Genomic DNA, 20,345 nt, shown 5'->3' with positions numbered 1-20,345 from the left:
TCTCCTCACCGCCCCAGCAGGCGCCGCAGGTCCGCGCCCCGCGCCAGCAGCACCACGCCGGCCACCAGAATCCCGGCAAAAAGGATGAGGACGGTGGAGAGCGCGGCGATGGTCGGATCCTGCCACTTTTCCATGTAGAGGAACATCTCGATGGGCAGGGTGTTGTTGGTGCCGCGCACCAGGAAGATGGAGCTCTCCACCTGGTCGAAGGAGATGATGAAGGCCAACAGCGCGCTCACCGCCAGCCCGGGACGGATCTGGGGGAGGACGATGCGCCACAGGACCGTGAGCAGTCCGGCGCCCAGATCCTGAGCCGCCTCCTCTATGGAGGGGTCCAGGCCCACCATGTTGGCCGCCAGGATCGTGACCACGAACGGCAGCACCACCACGGTGTGGGCCAGGATCAGGGGAAGGACCCCACCCTGCAGGCCCAGGCGGGCGAAGAAGATGAACCAGCCCACGCCCAGGACGATCTTCGGCATTACGATCGGCGACAGGATGAAGGCCCGCAGCAGCTCCCGCCCGGTGAAGCGCGCCCGTACCAGCGCCAGCGCTGCCAGGAATCCCAGGACCAGCGCCGCCGTGGTGGCAGCTATCCCGATGCCCAGGCTGCGCAGGAAGGCGGCGCGGAAGGCGTCCTGCGCCAGCAGGTTACCGTACCAGCGCAGGGAGAGACCGGGCGGTGGGAAGACGCCGTAGGCAACGCTGCTGAAGGAGTAGACGACAACGATAAGCAGCGGCAGGAGGATGAAGCCGACCCCCAGGCCCAGGGCGGTGCGCAGCAGGGCCGTGCGCAGTCGCTCGGCGCGGGCCTCCTGCGCCTCGATGTACAGTTCCCGGGCAAGCACGCTCACCGTCCGCCTCCTCGCATCACCCTGCCCTCTTCATAATCAGACGCTGGGCAGGCGCCGCAGCAGAGCGTTGAACGACCAGACCGCGGCCACGGAGAGCACCAGCAGCGTCAGCCCGGCCACTGCCCCCAGAGGCCAGTTGATCTCCACCGTGCTGTTGTAGACCATCAGAGGCAGCACCTGCACGCGCCCCCCGCCGAGGAGCTGGGGGGTGACAAAGGCGCTCAGTGCCAGGGTGAAGCAGATGAGGGCCGCTGCCACCACGCCGGGCATGGCCAGGGGCAGCGTCACACGGGTGAAGGCTTCCCAGGGACCCGCGCCCAGATCGCGGGCGGCCTCCTTCAGAGAGACATCCAGACGGGCCAGCACGCTGTAGATGGGGAAGATGGCGAAGGGGAGCAGGATGTGGGTCAGGCTGATGACCACGCCACGGAAGTTGAACAACAGCGGGAGGGGCCCCTCCAGGAGCTGCAGGGCGCCCAGGGCCGTGTTCACCAGGCCGCGGTTGGCCAGGAGGATAAACCAGCCGTAGGTGCGCACCACCACGCTCACCACCAGGGGAGAGAAGAGCAGCAGCGCCACCGCGGCACGCCCGGCTACACTGTGCACCCGCGTGTGCAGCGCATAGGCCAGGGGAAAGCCGATGACCAGGGCCAGCAGGGTCACCAGGAGGGAGAGGCGCAGTGACGCCCCGATCACCCGGTAGGCGAAGGGGTCGCTCAGGAACTCGATGTACGTGCGCAGGGTCCACACCGGGACGATGCGCCCCGCCTCGAAGAGATGAAATCCGTTGATCAGGTACACCCCCAGCGGCAGGACAAAGAGGACCGCCATGAAGGCCAGTGCCGGCAGCAGAAGAGCCAGTGTGAAGAAACCCTGCATCCTCATCGGGTCCTGACCACGGCCGGTCCGGGCCTACCGGCGGAAAGCGATAAAGGTGAGGATGTCCCCCGTGGCCACAGCCTGGTTGCCCAGTAGCGGCCAGGCAAGAATCCACCCGTCGCGGGGGGTGCGGACCTCCTCGACCACATCCCCCCAGAGGTTGCGCACAACGCCGATGGTCTCCCCTTCCCGGACGGGCTCCCCCGCATCTTTGAGGGGGAAGACCAGCCCGCCGCGGTTGGCGGTGAGCTCGATGCGGGACAGCGGCCCCTCGATGATAGGGATTCCTTCCTGGGGCTCGATCTCGCCGTCCAGCATGCCCAGGTGCCGCATGACGTTCAGCGTCCCCCTCACCCCGGTGCGCAGGGAAACCGGATCGATCCTCCGCCAGGCGATGAGCTCCAGCACCAGGCAGGGCTTGCCCCACTGCTGCACCATGTCCGTAAAGGTGCCGGTGCGGTGCCGTTCGTGGGCGGGGATCATCTCGATGGTGGTGACCCCGAAGGCCTGGGCCAGGGCCCGGCTGCGCTGCCAGAGGGCGGCGTCGGCGGAGTGCTTTACAATGGAGAACTGCAGCGCGGGGGTGGGGTTGGCGTGGAAGTCCATGTATGCGTCGCACCCCTCTGCCAGCCGGGCGATCAGCGCCGCCAGGCGGTGGCTGAGCAGCATCCGGGCATCGCCGGGGAAGACGCGGTTAAGGTTGTACCCGTCCTGCGGGGTGAGCATCTGGTGCTGGTGGAAGCTGAAGGGGTTGAGCAGCGGTGCCGCCACTACGGCTCCCCGCAGGCGCGCCGGATCCACTACCTCCCGCACGACCTGCCGGATCACCTCCATCCCCGGCACCTCGGTGCCGTGCAGGCCCGCCCCCAGCCAGAGAATGGGCCCGTCGGCGACGCCGTTCAGCACCACCAGCGGGATGCGCACCGGGGTCCCATCCGGCAGCTCCCCCGCCACGACCTCGCCCAGGACCCGCTGCCCCGGGGCGGCGGCCACCCCGGCCACCTGCAGCGTCCGCTGCATCAGTCACCTCCCTCTGCCGGCACCGGGACCGCCTGCTCGGGATCCCAGCCGGCCTGGACCTCCCTGCCGATTTCGAAGAGGGGCATTCCCCGCAGGTACGGTACAGCGGCCTGCAGCCGCAGCGGGCCGGCGGAGAGGCGGTACTTCACCAGATGGCCGCTGAAGGCCCGTTCCTCCACGCGCGCTCGCAGCCCGTTGGCAGTCCCCGCCACATCCAGGCGCACCCGCTCCGGCCGCACGCAGACGGTAAGCGGCCCGCCGGGTCGCTCCCACCCCTGTCGCTGTGCGCGCACCCGCACTTCCCCCGCGCGCACGGTCACCGTACGCCCGTCCAGTCCTTCCACCACGCCGTCGATCAGGTTGGCATCGCCGATGAAGCCGGCGACAAAGCGGGTACGCGGCCGCTCGTAGATCTCGATGGGCGTGCCCACCTGGTAGAGGCGGCCGCCCGCCATGACCCCCACTCGGTCACTCATGGCCAGGGCCTCCCCCTGGTCGTGAGTAACGTAGATGAAAATCGTACCCAGCTCACGTTGCAGGCGCTTCAGCTCCTCCTGCATCTGCAGGCGCAGCTTCAAGTCCAGGGAGCTCAGCGGCTCGTCCAGCAACAGGACGCGCGGCCGGTTCACCAGCGCCCGCGCCAGCGCTACCCGCTGCTGCTGCCCACCAGAGAGCTCTGTGATGCGGCGGGCAGCGAGGCCCCCAAGCTGCACCAGCTCCAGCACTTCGGCCACCCGCCGCCGCACCTCGACCTCGCGCAGCCGTCGCATGCGCAGGCCGAAGGCCACATTCTCAAAGACGCTGTAGTGCGGGAAGAGCGCCAGCCGCTGGAAGACCATATTGGTCTCGCGGCGGTTGGGGGGCGTACGCCCCATCAGCCGTCCGCCGATGAGAACCTCACCGCTATCGGGGAACTCAAACCCGCCGATGAGCCGCAGCGTGGTGGTCTTGCCGCACCCCGAGGGGCCCAGGAGGGAGAAGAATTCCCCCTCGGCCACACTGAAGGAAACCGCGTGCACGGCCACCACCTGGCCGAAGCGTTTGGTGATTTCACGAACCTCCACCGCGGCCTCCGCCGGCCGCTGCCTTTCCACAGAATACCCCCACCCACGCCGGAGCTGCGGCTCGCTTCCCCCCCGCACCGTGGGCACTGCCGGCCTCTGCCCCCTCAGAGCCGGGATTTCACCTCACGCTCCCAGCGCTGCCGCCACTCGCTGGCCTTGGCCCCCATGGTGGCCCAGTCCAGCCAGATGGCCGTGTCCAGCAGCTTGGGGTTGAGGATTTTCTCCACGGTGGGGGAGAGCGGCGCGCCGCGCACGGAGGGGATGCCGAAGGTGAGGCGCGCGTAGCGGGCGTTGTTCTCCGCCAGCAGCAGCTCGTTGATGATTTCCTCGGCGACGGCCACCTGCTCCGGCGTGCTCCCCTTGACGATCTGCAGGTAGATGGGAAAGGCCACCACGCCCTCCTTGGGGTTGACGAAGCCCAGGGGAGCACCCTCCTCTACCCAGAAGGCCCAGATACTGGTGAACCAGGGAGCAATCAGCGCCTCTCCGCTCACCAGCAGGTTCTTCAACTGGTCGTTGCTGGTCACCAGCGCCCGCAGGTTCTTGGCGTTCTCCGCCCAGATGCGGAATCCCGGGTCGATGTTCTTCTCGCTGCCACCGTTCAGCCGGGCGGCCAGGACCAGGGGGAAGAAGTTGTTGTCGAAGAAGGTGACCTTGCCCCGCCACTTGGGATCCCACAACGCCGTCCACGAGTCGGGTGGGTCCTTTACCAGGTTCTTGTTGTACATCAGCCCCAGGGCGCTAATACCGTAACCGATGCCGCGGTTTCCCGGCCGGCGCAGGCTGGCGTGCACCAGAGCCATGTTGGGGATGCGCGCCGGGTTCAGCGACAGCCACATGTCGTCCACGTCTCCCCGGTTGCTGGCGTCGATGTTGAAGTAGCCGAAGTTGATCAGCGGATTGTTGGGGTTCGCCTGCTTGGCCGCCACCATCTTGGGGTAGGTGACGGTGTTGTTGGATTCCCAGAACTCGACCTCCACGTTGGGGTGGGTGCGGAGATAGCGCGTGACCACCTCCCGAGGCACCACACCCTGGTTGGCGCCGGCCCAGATGAACATGGTCAGTTTCACCCGCGGGGCGGCCGCCAGAGGGGAAACTCCCAGCGTCGCCAGGAGCGCTGCCAGCAGCAGCATCCCGGGGCGCCAGAGCCTCAACCGCAGACTGGTTCCCATCGTCCTCCCTCCTTCATTCCACCCCCGGCCAGCTGGCTGAGGCCGGGGCGCGTCCTTGAGTGTTCACCTGCCGCGGGGGACGGTACCCCAGGCGTTCGGAGAGGCGGGCGGCCGCGTGCTGCAGGGCAGCCAGAACCGTGGCCATCCGCTCCTCACTCCACGTGCTGGTAGGGCCTGAGGTGCTGAGCGCGCCCACCACCTGGCCCCGGTGATTGCGCACCGGCACCGCCAGGCAGCGCGCCCCGACCACGGTCTCCTCGTCGTCGAGCGCATACCCGCGGCGGCGCACCGCCTCCAGGTGCAGAAGAAACCGCCGCGGCGTAGTGATGGTTCGGGGGGTGAGGCGCGCCATCCCATGGCGCTTCAGGATCTCCAGGACGTCGTGGTCGGGCAACCCCGCCGCCAGCGCCTTGCCCAGGGCGGTGGAGTGCACCGGAGCCTGTCGCCCAATGTGCAGGAACAGCCGGGGGGCGTCCAGGCCCTGGGCCTTCTCCAGCAGCACCACCCGGCCGTCCTGCAGCGCGGCCAGCGAGATGGCGTCGCCTGTCTCCCGGACGAACTCCTGCATGATGGGCGGAGCCTCTCGCGTCAGGTCCGCCTGCTGCAGGACGCCCGCGGCCAGGGTGAGCATCCGTGCGCCCAGACGGTAGCGGCGTGTCTGCGCGTCTCGTTCGACGAACCCCTGCTGTGTGAGGGTGACCAGCAGACGGTGCACGGTGCTCAGTGGCAGGCCGCTCTGCGCAGCGAGCGCCGAAAGGGACTGGGCGCTCTGGGCGTCCGCCACCAGTTCCAGCACCAGCAGCCCTTTCCCCAGGGCCCGCGTGCCGTTGAGCCGCCGCCCGGTGGGGGGCTGCGTCTTCTTTCGCAATGCGGAAGCCTCTTCCGTGTTTTGAGGATTATAACCGAGGGCCACGAGGCCGTCAAATGGGAACGTCCACAGGGGTCACACGCCTGCGCTGCCCCGGCGCACCGCGGATAGACACGCAGGACTAGACAGCGCGTCGTTCACCGCCCTGAGTGCAGCGTGGCCTTAACGCCCGGACGAGGAGATGACGATGGCGCCCAGCCGTGCGGCGGCCTCGCGGGCGGAGGGGTGGATGACGAAGCCGAACAGGACGACAACAGGCCTGCCGGGCAGCTGTCCCGCCAGGTCCAGCGCCCGCTGAGCGACCCGCTGCACGTCCTCACCGTAGATCCGGCTGCGCACTTCCCCGACCACAGCGATGGGTTCCCCGTCCCGGGTACCCTCGCCGAAGAGGTCGACTTCCACCTCCTGGCCGTCCAGGGTGAAGAAACGGCGATCCAGGACGGAGACGCGGATGGCGAAGTGCTGCGCCAGATAAGCGGGGGTAACTTCGCGGGCCAGGTCCTCCAGGGTAAACCCGATGGTTTCGCTCAACCGCCCCACCTGCTGGGCCAGCACGCGCACCGCTTCCTCGGTGCGCGCCTGTGCCGCCGCCAGCTGCTCCAGACGCGCCTCGGTGCGGGCCTGCGCCTCCGCCAGCTGGTCTACCCGCGTCGTCAGCCGTGCTAGCTGGTCCTCGGTGCGGGCCTGCGCCTCCGCCAGCTGGTCTACCCGCGTCGTCAGCCGTGCTAGCTGGTCCTCGGTGCGGGCCTGCGCCGCCGCCAGCTGGTCTACCCGCGTCGTCAGCCGTGCTAGCTGGTCCTCGGTGCGGGCCTGCGCCGCCGCCAGCTGGTCTACCCGCAGCGCCAGCTGATCTACCCGCGCCGCCAGCTGATCTACCCGCATCGTCAGCTGCGCTAGCTGCCCCTCGGTGCGGGCCTGCGCCTCGGCGAGTCGGGTGAGCGCTTCCGTTAACCTGTCAACCCGCGCGTCACGCGCCACGAGACACGTTCCCCCTCGTTCACAGCATACAGAGCATTATCTCCGGGTTCAAACCGGTGGGCCGCCAGCAGGGGTGCCCGTGGGGAAGGGAAACCTGGTGAGGCAGGCGAGACGGTGCGGGCAGGACGCCAGAGGTACCATCAGGGATCCGGCGGGGAGGGCGCGGCGGCAGGACCGCTCACCCGGGCACCCTCGGCGATCACAGCCCCCGATACCACGGCATCCTCGATGATGGCCTCGGGGTGGACAATGCTGTCCCGCACCACCGCTCCGCTGATTCGCGCCCCGGGACCGACCGAGACATAGGGGCCGACCACCGATCGGGTGACCTGGGCCTGCGGGGATACTGCCACGGGAGGGATGAGCACCGCGTCCGGCAGCGCGGGGACGGGCGGGCTGTCCAGGGCCAGCAGCGCCCGGTTGGCCTGCAGCAACGCCTCGATAGTCCCGCAGTCGTACCAGTGGGTGATGGGGAAGGGCCGCATCGGCTCCCCCGCCTCCAGCATCAACTGCAGGGCGTCCACCAGCCAGAACTCCCCCCGCTGCCGCCGGTCTTCCCGCACCATTCGCTCCAGGGCCTCGCGCAGTCGAAGGGCGTTGCGAATCAGGTACAGCCCGGTGAGGGCCAGGTGGCTCGTGGGGACCTCCGGCTTCTCCACCAGGCGGCGGATGTAGCCCTGCGCGTCCACCTCGGCGATGCCGAAGCGGCGGGGATCGTCCACGGGCTTCACCCCCGCTGCGCTCTCAGGCCGGGTCAGCAGCTCCGGCAGGTGAGCTCGGATGATCGTGTCGCCAAAGAGCAGAAGGACGGGATCTGCGCCCAGATAATCACGGGCCACGTAGACGGCGTGGCCGTTGCCCAGCGGGTCTCCCTGCTCGACAAAGGCGGCCTCCAGCTTGTCCCCGTAGTGGCGGTCCACCCATTCCCGGATCTGCTCTCCCAGGTAGCCCACGACCAGCACCACGCGGCGGATGCCCGCCGCCAGCATCTCGTCCAGGATGTGGCCCAGGATGGGTCGGCCGGCCACGTGCAGAAGGACCTTGGGCCGCTCCAGGGTGTGCGGCCGCAGTCGCGTGCCCAGGCCGGCGACAGGGATGATGGCCAGCACCAGCTCACCCCAAAAGTTCGCTGCCGCGAATCTCCGCGGGCCCCGGGCGCGTCACGCAGGAATCCCCTGCCATGCCCCTAGCGCCCCCGCAGGGTGAGGACCAATCCAAGGGTGCGCACCAGGATGGCCAGGTCCAGGAAGAGCGAGCAGTGCTTGGCGTAGTAGAGGTCGTACTGCAGCTTGATCAGAGCATCCTCGGCGGAGCTCCCGTAGCCGTAGTTGACCTGCGCCCATCCCGTGATTCCCGGACGGACGGCATGGCGGGCCCGGTAGAAGGGTATCTGCTGCTCCAGCGCCGCCACGAACTCCGGCCGCTCTGGCCGCGGCCCGATGAAGCTCATCTCTCCCCGCAGCAGGTTGAGGGCCTGGGGCAGCTCATCCAGGTGCAGCCGGCGGAGGAAGCGGCCGACGCGGGTGACGCGCCGGTCCCCTTCCTGCGCCCACTGCGGCCCATCCGGTTCCGCCTCAGGGACCATGGTGCGAAACTTGACCAGCGTGAAGTGGCGGCCTCCGCGGCCGACCCGCACCTGCCGGTACAAGAGCGGCCCCGGTCCCTCCAGACGCAGGGCCAGAGCGATGAAGGGAAAGAGCAGTCCCAGCACGGCGGTCCCGAGCAGCCCGATGAGCACATCCACACCGCGCTTGACCAGAAGGTAGACCCGGTTGGGGTCCCGCTCCACGGGGAGGACCACCTGCAGGTTCGGTCCAGCGTGCTCCACGGGAACGCGGCCGGTAAGACGCTCGTACAGGGGCGCCATCAGCGTCACCTGGATGCCCTGCTCGTGACAGTCCATCAGGACCTGAACCAGACGGCCGTCCATGAGCCCGGAGCGGGTGATGGCCACCACCACCTCGGAGACATTGTGCACCTGCGCCACCTGGCGCAGCTGCTCCGCGGTGCCCAGCACCGCCAAGCCGTCGATCTCCCGGCCCTGCTTAGCCGGGTCGTCGTCCACGAACCCCACCAGGTCGTATTCCCTGGACGCGTGGGAGCGCACCGCCTCCACCAGCGACCGACCCGCCCACCCCGCCCCCAGCACCAGCACCCGGTGGCGGAAGGTGGGCTGCACCAGCAGGAGGGCGTAGGCGGCGCGCCAGGCGCCGACCAGCCCCACCACCAGGAGGAGGAACAGGCCTGTGGACAGCCGCGACGCGGGCAGGTGAGGGGTATAGCGGGGAATGGCCAGGTAGATCAGTGCCACCACCAGGGCCACCCCGGCTCCCACGGCAACACCGCTGCCCGCGCGGGAGGCGCGGCGCAGGTCGTAGGCGTTGAGCAGAGGGGCGCAGACGCTCCACAGACCAGCGAGCAGGGCAAACCACATGGGGCGGGCGGCGACGGTCTGCCAGCCCAGCGGAAAGGCGAAGCGCAGCGCCAGGACCAGCAGGAGCGCCGCGCCGACGGCGAAGAGGTCGCCGAGAAACAGGAGGAGCTTCCGCTCGGTCAACCGCAGCGACATGGCTCCACGCCGGAACAGGGGCGCGGCCAGGCTGCGCGGGCCTGCAAGCGATGGCGACGGAGGAAGGGTAGGCGCCGGCATCTGCATCAACTTCCTCGACTTTCTCCCCCACGTATCCTCTTCCCTCCGCACCGGGGGCCAAGGCCCGCCGATCCCTGCCTCTGGCGCTCAACCTGTCCGTGATGCCCGCCTCTACCTGTCGCCGTACCCATAGACGCCCGCCTCTACCTGTCGCCCTACCTATAATGAAGAGGCCGTGCGTCTCGGTCGGCTGCGCGACCTGGTCCTGCTTCTGGCAGTGGCCGCCTATTCTGCGGGGTATGCCACCCCCGGACTGGCCGTCCTCTTCCTGCTGGCTCTGGTCGAAGTTTTGACACGCTCCTGGCGCTGGATCCCCACCGCCATCGACGCGCCGCTACTGGCGCTGGCGCTGGCCGCGGTGGCGTCCGCTCTGGCCTCACAGTGGCGCGGCGTCTCCCTGATGCTGGCCCTGCTCTTTGGCCTGACCGCGGTGGTCTCTGTGCGCTCGGTGGCCGTCTACGCCCACGGCGGAGCGGATGACATCGTCAGTCTGCTGCGCATCTGGGTGGCCGGGGGCGCGGCCGCAGCCCTCTGGGGACTGGCCCGCTCAGGCGCTGCAGGTTGGGCGGCGGCCACCACCCCGGGGGTGGGCGAGAACGGCCTGGGAATGACGCTGGCGGTGGCGCTGACCCTGACCGTGGCCCTGGCCGTGACCGGACTCCTGCGCGGCCGCTGGACGGCCGGCGCACTGACCGCTGTGCTGCTGGCAGGCCTGATCCTGACGCGGTCCCGGGGTGGCTGGCTGGGCGCGGCCGTCGGGGTGACGCTGGCCATCCTCCTGGGCGCTCCCCGCCCGGCGCGCCTGCGCCTTCTTTTGTGGACCGCGGTCCTCACCGTAGCCGGGCTGACGCTTCTGGCCCGCTGGCCCGCTCTCGGTGGGGACATCCGCTCCCTGGTACGCCCCGAGGCCGAGGCGAACCGCTCCCGGCTGCTCATCTGGCGGGCGATCCCCCGGATGGTTGCCGACCACCCACTCCTGGGCACAGGGTACGGGACCTTCGTGCAGGCCTACCCGCGCTACCGTCTCCCCGAGGCCACCGAGCTCTACCCGCCGTTTGCCCACAACCTCTGGCTGAACTTTGCCGTCGAGACAGGCCTGGTCGGTCTGGCCGCTCTCCTGGCGCTGTGTGTGGTGGGCCTGCGAGCCGCCTGGCAGTGGGTGCAGAGCAGCCCGCCCCAAAGCGAAGGCCGTGGTGCCGCCGTCGCCGTCTTCGCCGCCCTGCTGGTTTTGCTCACCACGCAGATGTTCGACGGCAGCATCATGTCGGTGCACCTTGGCTTTGGCTTCCTGGCCCTGCTTATCCTGGGCCCCGTGGGAATCCGCGCTGCAGAGACGCCGCTATACCGCCCAGGCGATGCGCGGCCATAGGAGAGCAGTCCAGGTCTGTTCCGGATTCCGGCTAGCTTCGCCCCGCCACGGTCTCTAGGTACCAGCGGTAGGTCTGGCGGATGCCCTGCTTTAGGGGAATGCGGGCCCTCCACCCCAGGGCGTGCAGACGGCTCACGTCCAGCAGCTTGCGGGGCATGCCGTCGGGCTTGGAGGGATCAAAGACGATGCGGCCGCTGTAACCCACGATCTTCCGGATCAGCTCCGCCAGCTCCGCGATGGTCACGTCCGCTCCGACCCCCACATTGATGATCTCGGGGGCGTCGTAGGCCTCCATCAGGAACAGGCAGGCATCGGCCAGGTCGTCCACGTGCATGAACTCACGTCGAGGCGTGCCGCTGCCCCAGACGACCACACCGGGGGCGCCGGAGCTCTCTGCCTAGTGCCGCTCCTTGCGCTGGCCGCAACGCCTTCTGGTCTCCCAAATGCGGAACTTTAGTGCCTACGGATACCGCGCGCGGGGACGTGGGGAACCATCCCTAATAACTCTTCGTACACCGCCAGGGTCTCCTGCGTCATCCGGGAGACGGTGAATCGCTCCCTCGCGACGCGACGCGCTTCTTCCCCCATCCGACTACGGAGCTCCGGGTCTCGAAGAGTTTCCAGCGCTTGAGCGAGAAGGTCGGCCCGGCGGGGCGGAACCAGGAGACCTGTGACGCCGTCCTGCACAGCCTCGGGGATTCCGCCGACACGGCTAGCGATAACCGGCAGGCCGGCCATCATCGCCTCGATCACAGCCAGCGGCATCCCCTCCCAGTAGGTGGGGAGAGCGAACACGTCCGCATCTGCCAGGAGCCGGGTAACATCCTCACGGAAGCCCAACACTCTCACCCGCTCCCCGAGACCCTTGCGACGCGCCAGTGCTTCCACCCGCCTGCGCATGGGACCGCCGCCGACAATAACCAGTTCCGCCCCCGGGACCAACCGCACAGCCTCCACAAGAGTAAATGGATCTTTCGGTGCGCGCAGGCGACCCACCATAACGATGAGCAAGCGACCGTTGTGAGGTGACTTGCGCGGTAACCGGTCAAAGGAGGAGGGATCGACGCCGTTATAGATGACCCTCATGCGGCTCAGGTCGGCAACGGCCAGACGGGCCGCCAGCGCACGGTCGTACTCGGAGACGCAGATGATGGCAGAGGTCCGGGCGGCCGCCCATCGCTCGAGATACGCCAGGACCTTCCGGATTGGATCCGGGCGCCCCTCTGTAAAGGCCCACCCGTGAGCGGTGAAGACCACGGGGGTGTCCCGGGCGACCAGCGCCGCCGCTGCCCGGACCATGAGGCCGGCCTTGGTGCTGTTTGCATGCAGAAGGTTGAATCTGCCTTGGCGGAGGATGCGCACCAACTGGACCAGCGCCCGAGTATCCCCCCACGGACTGGGAAACCGCCCAAGGTCAGGCAGTTTTATCGCGGAGATGCCGTGCACTGCCAAGCGTGCCGGCAGGGCGCCGCCCCGGCCACAGACAACCGTCACCTTAAAGACGTTGCGGGCAGCCAGGGCGATCTGCTCGACGTACCTCTGCGCGCCACCCCACTCTCCGAGGGTAACCGCCAGCAGGAGCCGCAGATCCTTCACCGACGCACCACCAGGCCTGATGCCCGTGCACGGAGACGCAAGGCCCGGCGCAGCCACGCGGGCATAAGCAGCATGAGCGCAGGCCGTACGAGGAACACCGACGCCCAGAACGGATACATCCCCCGCCGGACCGCTTGCCAGCGGATACCAATCGCTTCCCAGATCTGTCTCTGCTCCCTCGTGACGGAGACGCTCCCTTCGCGCTCACTCCGGCGACACACCAAGGGGTAGGAAAGGTTAGCGAGCCTGTAGTAGAGGGCGAACCGAAACCAGAGATCGTAGTCCTCTGCGCCGGTGAGGTCCTCTCGGTAGAGGCCGACGCGCTCGAGAGCCGCCCGGCGCATCATCACCGTGGAGTGGAAGAACGGATTGTACCGAATCAGGGCGCGCCGGATGGCTGCATCGGTCTGTGGCATTTCCAGCCGCGACCGGATGCGGCCAGAGTAGTCCAGATCGTAGCAGGCAGTACCGAGCAGGGCCACATCGGGATTGCGCTCCAGAAAGGCCACCTGAACCGCGAGGCGGTCAGGAAGGGAAATGTCGTCCGCATCCATCCGTGCCACGTAGGGCGCCTGCCCGCTCTGAATGCCTGCGTTCAACGATCGGCTCAGGCCGCTCTGGAGCCTGCGGATCACCTTCACCCTAGGGTCGCGGGCGGCCGCTTCAGCCAGGATCTGGGGGGTCGCGTCGGTCGAGCCATCATCCACAACGATCAGCTGGATGTGCGGGTAACTCTGGCCCAGCATGCTATCGACCGCCTCCTGGAGGTAGCGGCCCCCGTTCCGAACCGCCATGACGACATCGATCCGTGCGGGTATCATCGACGCGCCACGTAAAGCATCATATGACCGGCGAGGTGCCGCATTAGCCCAAGACGCGAAGCAGCATGGAGGATCCTAGCCCAGGGCCTTTTCCGGCGCCCGCGAGGCTGCGACCTGGAACCTCGTCCCTGCTTGCAGGTCCAACGATAAAGGGCATTTACAATTCCAACCTCGGTTCGGAGCCCCAGGACAGCGTCGTAGGGAATGTGGGCTTCTATGTGAAGGCCAACTGCCGCCAGTAGTTCGTCCATCTCTTCGAGCCGGAATGCGTACTGGTAAAACACCTGAGCGACAGGGAGAGTTGGCCGGTACCATCCCACGGCGGCCTTCAGACGCCGCAGCGGAGAGACGTAGGGGACAGAGAGGATGAGAACACCGCCTGCCGCAAGGATACGCACGAACTCCCGCAGTACTGCCGCCGGTCCCTCGGGAAAGTGTTCAACAACACCGAGGGCGATCACTGCTTGATAGTGCCCATCTGGCACCGGCAGCTGCCGGACATCGCCGTACCACACAGGGAGATGGGGCACAGATCTGCGCAGCAGTTCAATCGTGGCAATACTCCAATCTACTCCTTCAATGTAGAAACCCTCCTCACGCAGCACCTGCACCCACTGTCCGAGGCCGCACCCCGCCTCCAGGATCCTCCCCTCACGGGGCAGGTGGCGGCGAAAGGCGGCGAGCAGAACCAAGTCCTCTCTTGACCCAGCAAGCAGCTCCTCTCGATCTACCTGTGCCCACAGCTTCGTCCAGTAGTCCTTATCGGGTGCCCGCCCGTACTGGACCAGCCTTCCGCCTTGCCACACCCACGCAGCCTCAGGTGTCACGTTTGCCTTTGTCCCGTATCGCAACCACGAAGAAGCCCGTCGTAAAGCTGCTGAGCAGCGGAGAGGCGTGCGCGCGCAGCCGACGATCAAGCCATGGGCAGAGGACCTGAATGGCAAGCAACGGCGGCGTGAAGAGAGCCCGGATCCACCGGTGGGCCGCTCCCGTCACAGCCTGATGCACCATGTCGGCCACTACGGTAAAGAACGCACCCTGCCGGGCAAGGTGTACCACGCGGAACCCCAGTTGTCCCAGAACCTCGTAGAGCCAGTGATCGGTCACCCGCTGGTAGTCGTAGGGATCGCCGTGCAGTCGGTAGAGGAAAGGCGTCGCCAGCAGGAGCGTGCCCCGGGGGCGAAGCACCCGGTGGATCTCCGCCAAAACGGCCCGAGGGTTCGCCACGTGTTCCAAGACCTCCACGCAGACGACGGCGTCAACCGCCTCATCTCGGATGCCCAGAGCGTGCGCGTCGCAGACTATGTCAGGCCGGGTGGTGAGGTCGAGGTTTGCGTAGACCCAGCGCACACCGCGCGGCGGCCGAAACCGCCCGCGATAGCCTACCCGTTCTCCCCCTACGTCCAATACAATCCCCTGCACCAACGGAGCCGCTTGCTTGAGGTGATCGTCCAGCAGGCGCCGGCGCAGCGTCCAACGATGTACGGGCACTACTTTCCCTCCCGCCTGACCAACCACCATCCGTAGATCGAGTGCCACACGCGCCCGATCGTCCGGGCCAGCACAGCACCCAGGAGGCCATACGAGGGAACGAGCACAACCAGAAACACGACCTCCACCAGGAAGTTGGACAGCCCCAAGGCGTACTGCGGAAACGCTCGCGCTCGCGCGGAGAAGTAGGTATTCACTTGATTCCCCACGAACGCCACAATCATTCCCGCCACGAGAATCTGTGCGTAGGGCACGCTCTCCCGGTACATCGGCGGAAAGAGGTACCCCATCACCACGGGGACGGCCAGGATGACACCCCCTCCGACGGCAGCGACGATACCGAGCCCGGCAGCGGTAGTCCGTCTGAACAAGCGTAGCGCGTCGCGTGGGGCGGCCGCGGCGAGCCGAGGGAATAGTTGAGCGTTGACTAGCGCCATCCCCTGCTTGAGGAGTTCTCCCCAGACTGAGGCCACCGCGAACACGGCCAGGTTCACGTGGTCGAGAAGGGTCCCTACCACGAGACTCGCCGCATGTGCATGGAGGATCCCAATCGCGTACACGCCCGATACCCGGCGTCCGTAGACGAGGCTGCTATCATCGCTCCGGGCGGTGGCAGGGATCCGCCGAACGGTCGCCAGAAAGAACGCGACGTGAGGAAGGATCGCTCCCAGTAGGGCGGCGACCACGATCCACGGCAACGGCAGTCCGGCCAGGAGGACTAGGGCGACAGGTACGGTAGGCCCCAGCGCTGCGGTCATCTGGGCTATACTGAGAACTTGAAAGGCCATTTGGCCGCTCAGCTGCCCGAGGTAGGCATCCGATACGGAGGCAACTGGGAATAACGGTGCAGCGACAAGTAGGGAACCAGCCACCCCTCTCTGCCCCCGGACGAAGAAGACTACCGCTAAGGCTACCAGAAGCAATGATCCAGCAAGGGCGGCCCTGAAACGCTGGCGGGTAGCAGGCAGGAGGGTACCCAGGTGGCCACGCGCTGCTGCCTGCGCGATGGCCACATTCATGCCGGGGAACGTCACCACTGCCAGCGCTCCCAAGATAGCACGGATGTACTGGTACTGGCCAAACACCTCAGCAGTACCCAGACGCGCGAAGATCCAGGCTATGATGAATGTTGCGGCCGCGGTGCTCGCCCTCGCAGCTGAGAGGACCAGTCCGTCGCGGACAATCTGGCCCACTCGGGCGCCAAGGGACTGGTCCGCCACCAGGGGGGAGGACAAAGCCGGGGACCGGGTCTCCCTCATCGCTGCCTCACGGATCCAGACGGGCCATTAGACCGCAGCCGGCATAGCAAAGACATTGCTAGACGCGGGGAGCAAAAGGGCGGTTTGCCCGAACGGCCGGGGGATAGGAAATAATTTGGGAGCCGCGGTCGTGAATTCATGCTGTACGTCTGCCACTGCAGGGTCACCGCCCAAACCGGCTCCGCACCGGCTCCCGGCACAGGGCAATAAGCTTGTGACTGAGGACGTGTGCAAGCGGATGACGCGCCGCACGTAGCCTTCGCAGCGCAGCGATCCGTGATTCTCCCAGGAGATAACTCGGCAGCAGTTCTACATGCCTGAAGTTTGCACGCAGAAGTCGAAGCAGGTGCCGCACGGTCATCGGAGAGAAATGCGTCGGATCGTCACGCCAGGATGCACGCATCCCACGCAGATAGGCGAGAGTGTCGTAGAATCGCTTTGCCGGATAGTTCGGAGTACTGATTACGAGCAGGCCATCCGACTGCAGGACGCGCGCAACTTCCTCCACAGCGCGAGCCGGATGAGCAAGGTGCTCAATGACCTCGATCATGAGGATGACCGCTACGCTCCTCTCACAGAATGGAAGGCTCTCTGCATTGCCGCAAACGAGAACAAATCCGTCGCGCTGGACGCGCCGGGCGCGCTCGTAACTAATCTCGACCCCCACCAATCTCCCCGAGTGAGCTTCGTCGCCGGCGGGGAAGAGAGAGGCGAGCGCACGTAGTAGACGGCCATCACCACAGCCAAGATCGACCAGCCACCCCGGCCTAGCCGCCTCCCTGAGGATCTGAAGAAGCAGCGGCGCAACGGGTCCCGACATGGGATGCGTTTGCGCGTAACGTTCAAACACCTCCCTATGTAGATGAGGATCTCTACTGCGCCCGTGAGGATTATCAGCCACGGTGCGCCCCAGTGGCCAGCGCGTGAAGGAGTCCGGTCTCCAATCGGAGGAGGCGGGGGAGGGCAAAGCGGTCCACCACCGAGGCCCTGGCCTGTTCCCCCAACCGGGCCGCCAGCGCCTGGTCAACGAGGACGCGCCTGATCTGACGTGCCATATCCGATACGTCCCGGGGGTCGAATAGCAGACCGGTCTCCTCGGGGGCAACTACTTCGCGACATCCCTCGACGTCTGCGGCCACACACGGTACCGCGCAGGCCATGGCCTCCAAGAGCGCCTTGGGGTGCCCCTCAATTAACGAGGGGAGGACGAAAACGTCTGCGGAAGCAAGATGCTCCGGCAACCGGTCGTGGGAGACGACGCCCACGAACTCCACGGGAAAGGAAGCGCTCCTTGCCCGTTCCTCCAGGATTCCACGTAGAGGCCCATCGCCGATCAACACAAGCCGCACCGGATGATCACGGGCCACGAGGGCTAGGGCCTCCAGAAGCGTCAACAGGTTCTTCTGGTGAACAAGACGGCCCACAAATATGATCCGCGCCTCTACACCCAACCGACGGGGTCTCGCCGAAGGACTAAACTGGTCGGGGTCGACGCCGTTGGGTATCAGGACAATGCGATCCGGTGCAACCTGCCGGCTGACATACCTCGCAAGGCTGGCCGTCGTCACAACCACACGGTCGGCGAAACGGAGCGAGGACCATTCCAGTACCCGGAGTACTGCCGCGCGCAGCCGGGATCCGGTGAAAGTTCTGGCGAAATGCGCGTACCGGAATCCGTACGTGGTCACATAGGGGATATCGTAGGCCCGCTTGGCCATGATTGCAGGAAGCGCCCCGGTGACCTGCATGACCCGCAGCACGGCGCAGCGCCGAAAGGCCCCCCGGTGGAGGAAGGGGAGGGTGAGCGCCCGAACACTCGTGGGTGCCTCCCCCCTCCACCCGTGGAGGCGCACCCGTGCTCGCAGCTCCGCGTCCTCTGTATAGTCCTCCAGTCGCTCGTTCAGATAGCTGAACAGTTCCACACCCGCGAAGCGCTCCAGGTAAGCAGGGATGTAGGACCCCAGAAATCGGGAAAGTTGACCCGCGAGGGCCAACTGGCGGAGTCCGCTCCCCAAGGGAGGGAGGATCCCCAGCACTAACTGCTCTGCCAATACTCCCGACCGACTCACCGAGCGTAGACCGAAAGAATCCGAGCTACCGCGGTGTCCAGACTGAAGTGCTCACGCACGTGAACACGCGCGTTCGACCCCAGTCGCCTCCTCCGGGCATCGTCGGCGAGGAGACTTAAGATGACCTGCGCGAGAGCCTCCGGGTCCCCGGGGGGGACGAGGACTCCGGTCTCCCCATCAACGACGGCCTCGGGGGTCCCACCGACCTTCGTCGCCACACAGGGCGTGCCATGGGCCGAAGCCTCCAGGAGGACGCGGCTGAAAGGCTCAGGCCAGAGCGAAGGGACGACCACGATGTCGGCGAGGGCGTAGAGCTGGAAGAGCTCATCCTGCGGAATCGCCTCCAACACCCTCACCGGATCTCCCCCTAACCCGCCCTTACCGACGGCGAGGAACGTCACATCGGATCGCTCCCTGCGCACGCGACGGGCGGCCTCGACGAACACATGCATCCCCTTGCCGAACGACCGTTTACCGGCATAGAGGACGATGTGCCCCCCGGGAATTCCATGGCGGACAAGCAGCTCCGCACGCTGGCCCTCGGGGAGCCCGCTATCATCAACCTCGGGCGCTGCCGTGTATACGGGTTCCCCTGCAATGCGGCGGAGGCGGCCGGCCAACCTATAGACGTCCAGAATCCCCTCGCTCACGCCGACGATGCGGGCACGGTTCATCACCGTTTGCTTCAGGCGTACGTCCACCCACCGGAGGGGCATGAGGAGTCGGTACAGCAATGGTTGGGGTGAAGGCCGGCCGTAAAGGGGGTAGTAGTCACGCAGGCACTCTCTAAGGAGTTTCCCCAGACCGCAATCACGCGGAACGCTGGTCTTGAACAAGAGACATCCACCACCGATTGGGCAGACGAGACTCGTATCGCGAAGAGTGAAGACCAGGGGGCGCCTGATTGCCAATGCGGCAATGGCCGCCCCCGGAAGAACATTGGGATGATGGGCGTGAATGATCTCAGCCCCCTCCTTCCGGGCCACCCTGTACACGTGGAAGGCTATCAGCGCGTAGAATGCCGGGTTGGCATTCTTGATCGTGCTGACCCTCCCCACGCCCGGCCTCAGGCCCCCCCAGTACCGAAACCGGTGCACACGGACGCCTCCGAGCTCCTCGACGGAAGCCGCCCCGTAATTCGGTGTAACCACAGTGACCCGGTGCCCCGCGCGCTCCAATCCCCTAGCCAGCAGGTCTGTGCTCACCTCCGCCCCACCCGGCAGGAAGGGCAGGTAGTACTCACACACGAAGACGATGCGCACGAATCAGCCCCCGGAGGCCTTTCTGCAGACGATGCGGAAGCCGGTGCTCTCCTCGGGTTTACGGAGCGCCGCCTCGCGCTTCCACTGCACAATGCGCCTATACAGTGGAAGGGAAACCGCCCCCACGAGGTCTCCCAAACCAGCCCAGGGACTGTCGTAAACGACGGGAGCCGGAGGAGTCACGATGAGGAAACCCGCGCGGCGGAGTTCGTCCTCCAGCTCGCTCAGGGTGTACTCGATCTTGTGATCACGGTCCGCGTACACACAGAGGCCCGCAGCCTGGAGACGACGTTTCCAGGACGTCTGGCGGTTGGGTGCGGAGACGAGCAACAGACCGTTGTCTTCCAACACCCGGTGGATCTCCCGCAGCGCCTCCTGCCGCCGCTCCAGGTGCTCCAGGACGTCCAGGAGGAGCACAACGGAGACGCTGTTGCTCTGCAACGGGAGTGGACTCTCGGCGCTGGCTTCGAGGAGATGGCAATTACTCAGACCCAACCTTCGAATGTGGTGCAGGCCCGACTGGAGTTGGGCGGAGTCCCTATCCAGACCCACGGCGAGACGGGCCACAGCGGCTGCCCGCGCGGTGTGCCGGGCATTTCCGCACCCCACGTCGAGAACGACGTCGGAGAGGTCAAGGACGGAGAGGTACCATGCATGGTCAGCGTCGGCCTCCAGGAGGTGCTTGGGGTGAACGAAATCCTGGGATTTGCCTGACCAGCGTGTCAGCCGTATCGCTGCACCCGCCGCCGCAGTGTTGACGAAGCGGATGGATCTCAAGATCGTCCGGACGATCCTAGCCCCCATCCCTTCCGACCTCGTCGCCGGAGGGTGTTGGGGTCATCCGCACAAGCCCCTCGTACAGCTCTCGAACACGTGTGGCGGAGCTCGGCCACCGCAAGCGCTCGTCAACCCAAGCCTGCGCGGCCGCCCCCAGGGCTTCCCGACGTGCAGCGTCTTCCAGGAGGCTCAAGACGTGGTGGACGAATCCAGCTC

20 protein-coding genes and 1 pseudogene are annotated in these 20,345 nt (G+C 66.7%); 2 read left to right on the top strand and 19 right to left on the bottom strand.

Translation table 11 applies throughout. From position 1 onward, the window contains the following. Positions 1 to 5: 5 nt before the first annotated feature. From QN152_05690 to QN152_05650, 9 genes are all read right to left on the bottom strand, one after another. On the bottom strand, positions 6 to 854 hold the full coding sequence (locus QN152_05690) for an ABC transporter permease (protein MDR7539012.1): 849 nt from the start codon (positions 852 to 854) through the stop codon (positions 6 to 8). A 36-nt stretch (positions 855 to 890) separates the two neighbouring features. Then, positions 891 to 1,739, bottom strand: coding sequence for an ABC transporter permease (locus QN152_05685; GenBank protein MDR7539011.1), 849 nt, complete (start codon positions 1,737 to 1,739; stop codon positions 891 to 893). Between the two features lie 27 nt (positions 1,740 to 1,766). Beyond that, complete coding sequence (locus QN152_05680; protein MDR7539010.1) at positions 1,767 to 2,753, bottom strand: succinylglutamate desuccinylase/aspartoacylase family protein; 987 nt, start codon at positions 2,751 to 2,753, stop codon at positions 1,767 to 1,769. After that, the gene (locus QN152_05675; protein MDR7539009.1) at positions 2,753 to 3,817 is read right to left on the bottom strand and encodes an ABC transporter ATP-binding protein; all 1,065 of its coding nucleotides are present in this window, start codon (positions 3,815 to 3,817) and stop codon (positions 2,753 to 2,755) included. The genes QN152_05680 and QN152_05675 overlap by 1 nt, the downstream gene beginning before the upstream one ends. Positions 3,818 to 3,921: 104 nt before the next feature. After that, the gene (locus QN152_05670) at positions 3,922 to 4,989 is read right to left on the bottom strand and encodes an extracellular solute-binding protein (GenBank protein ID MDR7539008.1); all 1,068 of its coding nucleotides are present in this window, start codon (positions 4,987 to 4,989) and stop codon (positions 3,922 to 3,924) included. A gap of 13 nt (positions 4,990 to 5,002) precedes the next feature. After that, on the bottom strand, positions 5,003 to 5,857 hold the full coding sequence (locus QN152_05665; protein MDR7539007.1) for an IclR family transcriptional regulator: 855 nt from the start codon (positions 5,855 to 5,857) through the stop codon (positions 5,003 to 5,005). 162 nt (positions 5,858 to 6,019) lie between these two features. After that, a complete protein-coding gene (locus QN152_05660) occupies positions 6,020 to 6,835 on the bottom strand; it encodes a hypothetical protein (protein MDR7539006.1) in 816 nt (271 codons plus the stop codon). A 140-nt stretch (positions 6,836 to 6,975) separates the two neighbouring features. Next, the gene (locus tag QN152_05655) at positions 6,976 to 7,944 is read right to left on the bottom strand and encodes a sugar phosphate nucleotidyltransferase (GenBank protein ID MDR7539005.1); all 969 of its coding nucleotides are present in this window, start codon (positions 7,942 to 7,944) and stop codon (positions 6,976 to 6,978) included. Positions 7,945 to 8,021: 77 nt separating this feature from the next. Next, the gene (locus QN152_05650) at positions 8,022 to 9,404 is read right to left on the bottom strand and encodes a sugar transferase (protein MDR7539004.1); all 1,383 of its coding nucleotides are present in this window, start codon (positions 9,402 to 9,404) and stop codon (positions 8,022 to 8,024) included. 256 nt (positions 9,405 to 9,660) lie between these two features. Between QN152_05650 and QN152_05645 the strand changes: the two genes are divergently transcribed. Then, the gene (locus tag QN152_05645) at positions 9,661 to 10,854 is read left to right on the top strand and encodes an O-antigen ligase family protein (GenBank protein MDR7539003.1); all 1,194 of its coding nucleotides are present in this window, start codon (positions 9,661 to 9,663) and stop codon (positions 10,852 to 10,854) included. A gap of 31 nt (positions 10,855 to 10,885) precedes the next feature. Here QN152_05645 and QN152_05640 read toward each other — a convergent pair. The 6 genes and pseudogenes from QN152_05640 to QN152_05615 all read right to left on the bottom strand — a co-directional run bounded on the left by QN152_05640 (position 10,886) and on the right by QN152_05615 (position 16,021). Continuing rightward, a pseudogene (locus QN152_05640) lies at positions 10,886 to 11,266 on the bottom strand (NAD-dependent epimerase/dehydratase family protein). 41 nt (positions 11,267 to 11,307) lie between these two features. Continuing rightward, positions 11,308 to 12,450 carry a glycosyltransferase family 4 protein gene (locus QN152_05635; GenBank protein ID MDR7539002.1) on the bottom strand — a complete coding sequence of 381 codons (1,143 nt, stop codon included), beginning with the start codon at positions 12,448 to 12,450 and terminating at the stop codon, positions 11,308 to 11,310. Then, a complete protein-coding gene (locus QN152_05630) occupies positions 12,447 to 13,271 on the bottom strand; it encodes a glycosyltransferase (GenBank protein MDR7539001.1) in 825 nt (274 codons plus the stop codon). Before QN152_05630 ends, QN152_05635 begins: the two co-directional genes overlap by 4 nt. Beyond that, positions 13,268 to 14,077 carry a class I SAM-dependent methyltransferase gene (locus QN152_05625; protein ID MDR7539000.1) on the bottom strand — a complete coding sequence of 270 codons (810 nt, stop codon included), beginning with the start codon at positions 14,075 to 14,077 and terminating at the stop codon, positions 13,268 to 13,270. Before QN152_05625 ends, QN152_05630 begins: the two co-directional genes overlap by 4 nt. A 10-nt stretch (positions 14,078 to 14,087) precedes the next feature. Continuing rightward, on the bottom strand, positions 14,088 to 14,762 hold the full coding sequence (locus QN152_05620; protein MDR7538999.1) for a class I SAM-dependent methyltransferase: 675 nt from the start codon (positions 14,760 to 14,762) through the stop codon (positions 14,088 to 14,090). After that, positions 14,762 to 16,021 (bottom strand): oligosaccharide flippase family protein, encoded by a 1,260-nt coding sequence (locus QN152_05615; GenBank protein ID MDR7538998.1) that lies wholly within the window; start codon positions 16,019 to 16,021, stop codon positions 14,762 to 14,764. The genes QN152_05620 and QN152_05615 overlap by 1 nt, the downstream gene beginning before the upstream one ends. Before the next feature lie 370 nt (positions 16,022 to 16,391). Between QN152_05615 and QN152_05610 the strand changes: the two genes are divergently transcribed. Further along, complete coding sequence (locus tag QN152_05610; protein ID MDR7538997.1) at positions 16,392 to 16,745, top strand: hypothetical protein; 354 nt, start codon at positions 16,392 to 16,394, stop codon at positions 16,743 to 16,745. 169 nt (positions 16,746 to 16,914) lie between these two features. Here the strand turns inward: QN152_05610 and QN152_05605 are convergent, their stop codons facing one another. The 4 genes from QN152_05605 to QN152_05590 all read right to left on the bottom strand — a co-directional run. Then, positions 16,915 to 18,015: a glycosyltransferase family 4 protein gene (locus tag QN152_05605; GenBank protein MDR7538996.1), complete on the bottom strand. Its 1,101-nt coding sequence runs from the start codon at positions 18,013 to 18,015 to the stop codon at positions 16,915 to 16,917. A 71-nt stretch (positions 18,016 to 18,086) separates the two neighbouring features. Further along, positions 18,087 to 19,352 carry a glycosyltransferase family 4 protein gene (locus QN152_05600; protein MDR7538995.1) on the bottom strand — a complete coding sequence of 422 codons (1,266 nt, stop codon included), beginning with the start codon at positions 19,350 to 19,352 and terminating at the stop codon, positions 18,087 to 18,089. A 3-nt stretch (positions 19,353 to 19,355) separates the two neighbouring features. Next, positions 19,356 to 20,129: a methyltransferase domain-containing protein gene (locus QN152_05595; protein MDR7538994.1), complete on the bottom strand. Its 774-nt coding sequence runs from the start codon at positions 20,127 to 20,129 to the stop codon at positions 19,356 to 19,358. 16 nt (positions 20,130 to 20,145) lie between these two features. Then, positions 20,146 to 20,345, bottom strand: a 200-nt coding sequence (locus QN152_05590) for a hypothetical protein (protein MDR7538993.1), incomplete at its 5' end; no start/stop codon positions are given.

It is taken from the genome of Armatimonadota bacterium (genome assembly GCA_031459715.1).
GTDB lineage: Bacteria > Sysuimicrobiota > Sysuimicrobiia > Sysuimicrobiales > Humicultoraceae > Humicultor > Humicultor tengchongensis.
Note: the sequence above shows the minus strand (reverse complement) of the source record. Positions and strands in the feature narration are given on the sequence as shown.

Excerpts from the sequence above, each read along its gene's own strand:
- QN152_05680 (MDR7539010.1), bottom strand. The coding sequence starts at position 2,753 with ATGCAGCGGACGCTGCAGGTGGCCGGGGTGGCCGCCGCCCCGGGGCAG.
- QN152_05630 (MDR7539001.1), bottom strand. The coding sequence starts at position 13,271 with ATGATACCCGCACGGATCGATGTCGTCATGGCGGTTCGGAACGGGGGC.
- QN152_05615 (MDR7538998.1), bottom strand. The coding sequence starts at position 16,021 with ATGAGGGAGACCCGGTCCCCGGCTTTGTCCTCCCCCCTGGTGGCGGAC.
- QN152_05610 (MDR7538997.1), top strand. The coding sequence starts at position 16,392 with ATGCGTCGGATCGTCACGCCAGGATGCACGCATCCCACGCAGATAGGC.
- QN152_05685 (MDR7539011.1), bottom strand. The coding sequence starts at position 1,739 with ATGAGGATGCAGGGTTTCTTCACACTGGCTCTTCTGCTGCCGGCACTG.
- QN152_05650 (MDR7539004.1), bottom strand. The coding sequence starts at position 9,404 with ATGTCGCTGCGGTTGACCGAGCGGAAGCTCCTCCTGTTTCTCGGCGAC.
- QN152_05670 (MDR7539008.1), bottom strand. The coding sequence starts at position 4,989 with ATGGGAACCAGTCTGCGGTTGAGGCTCTGGCGCCCCGGGATGCTGCTG.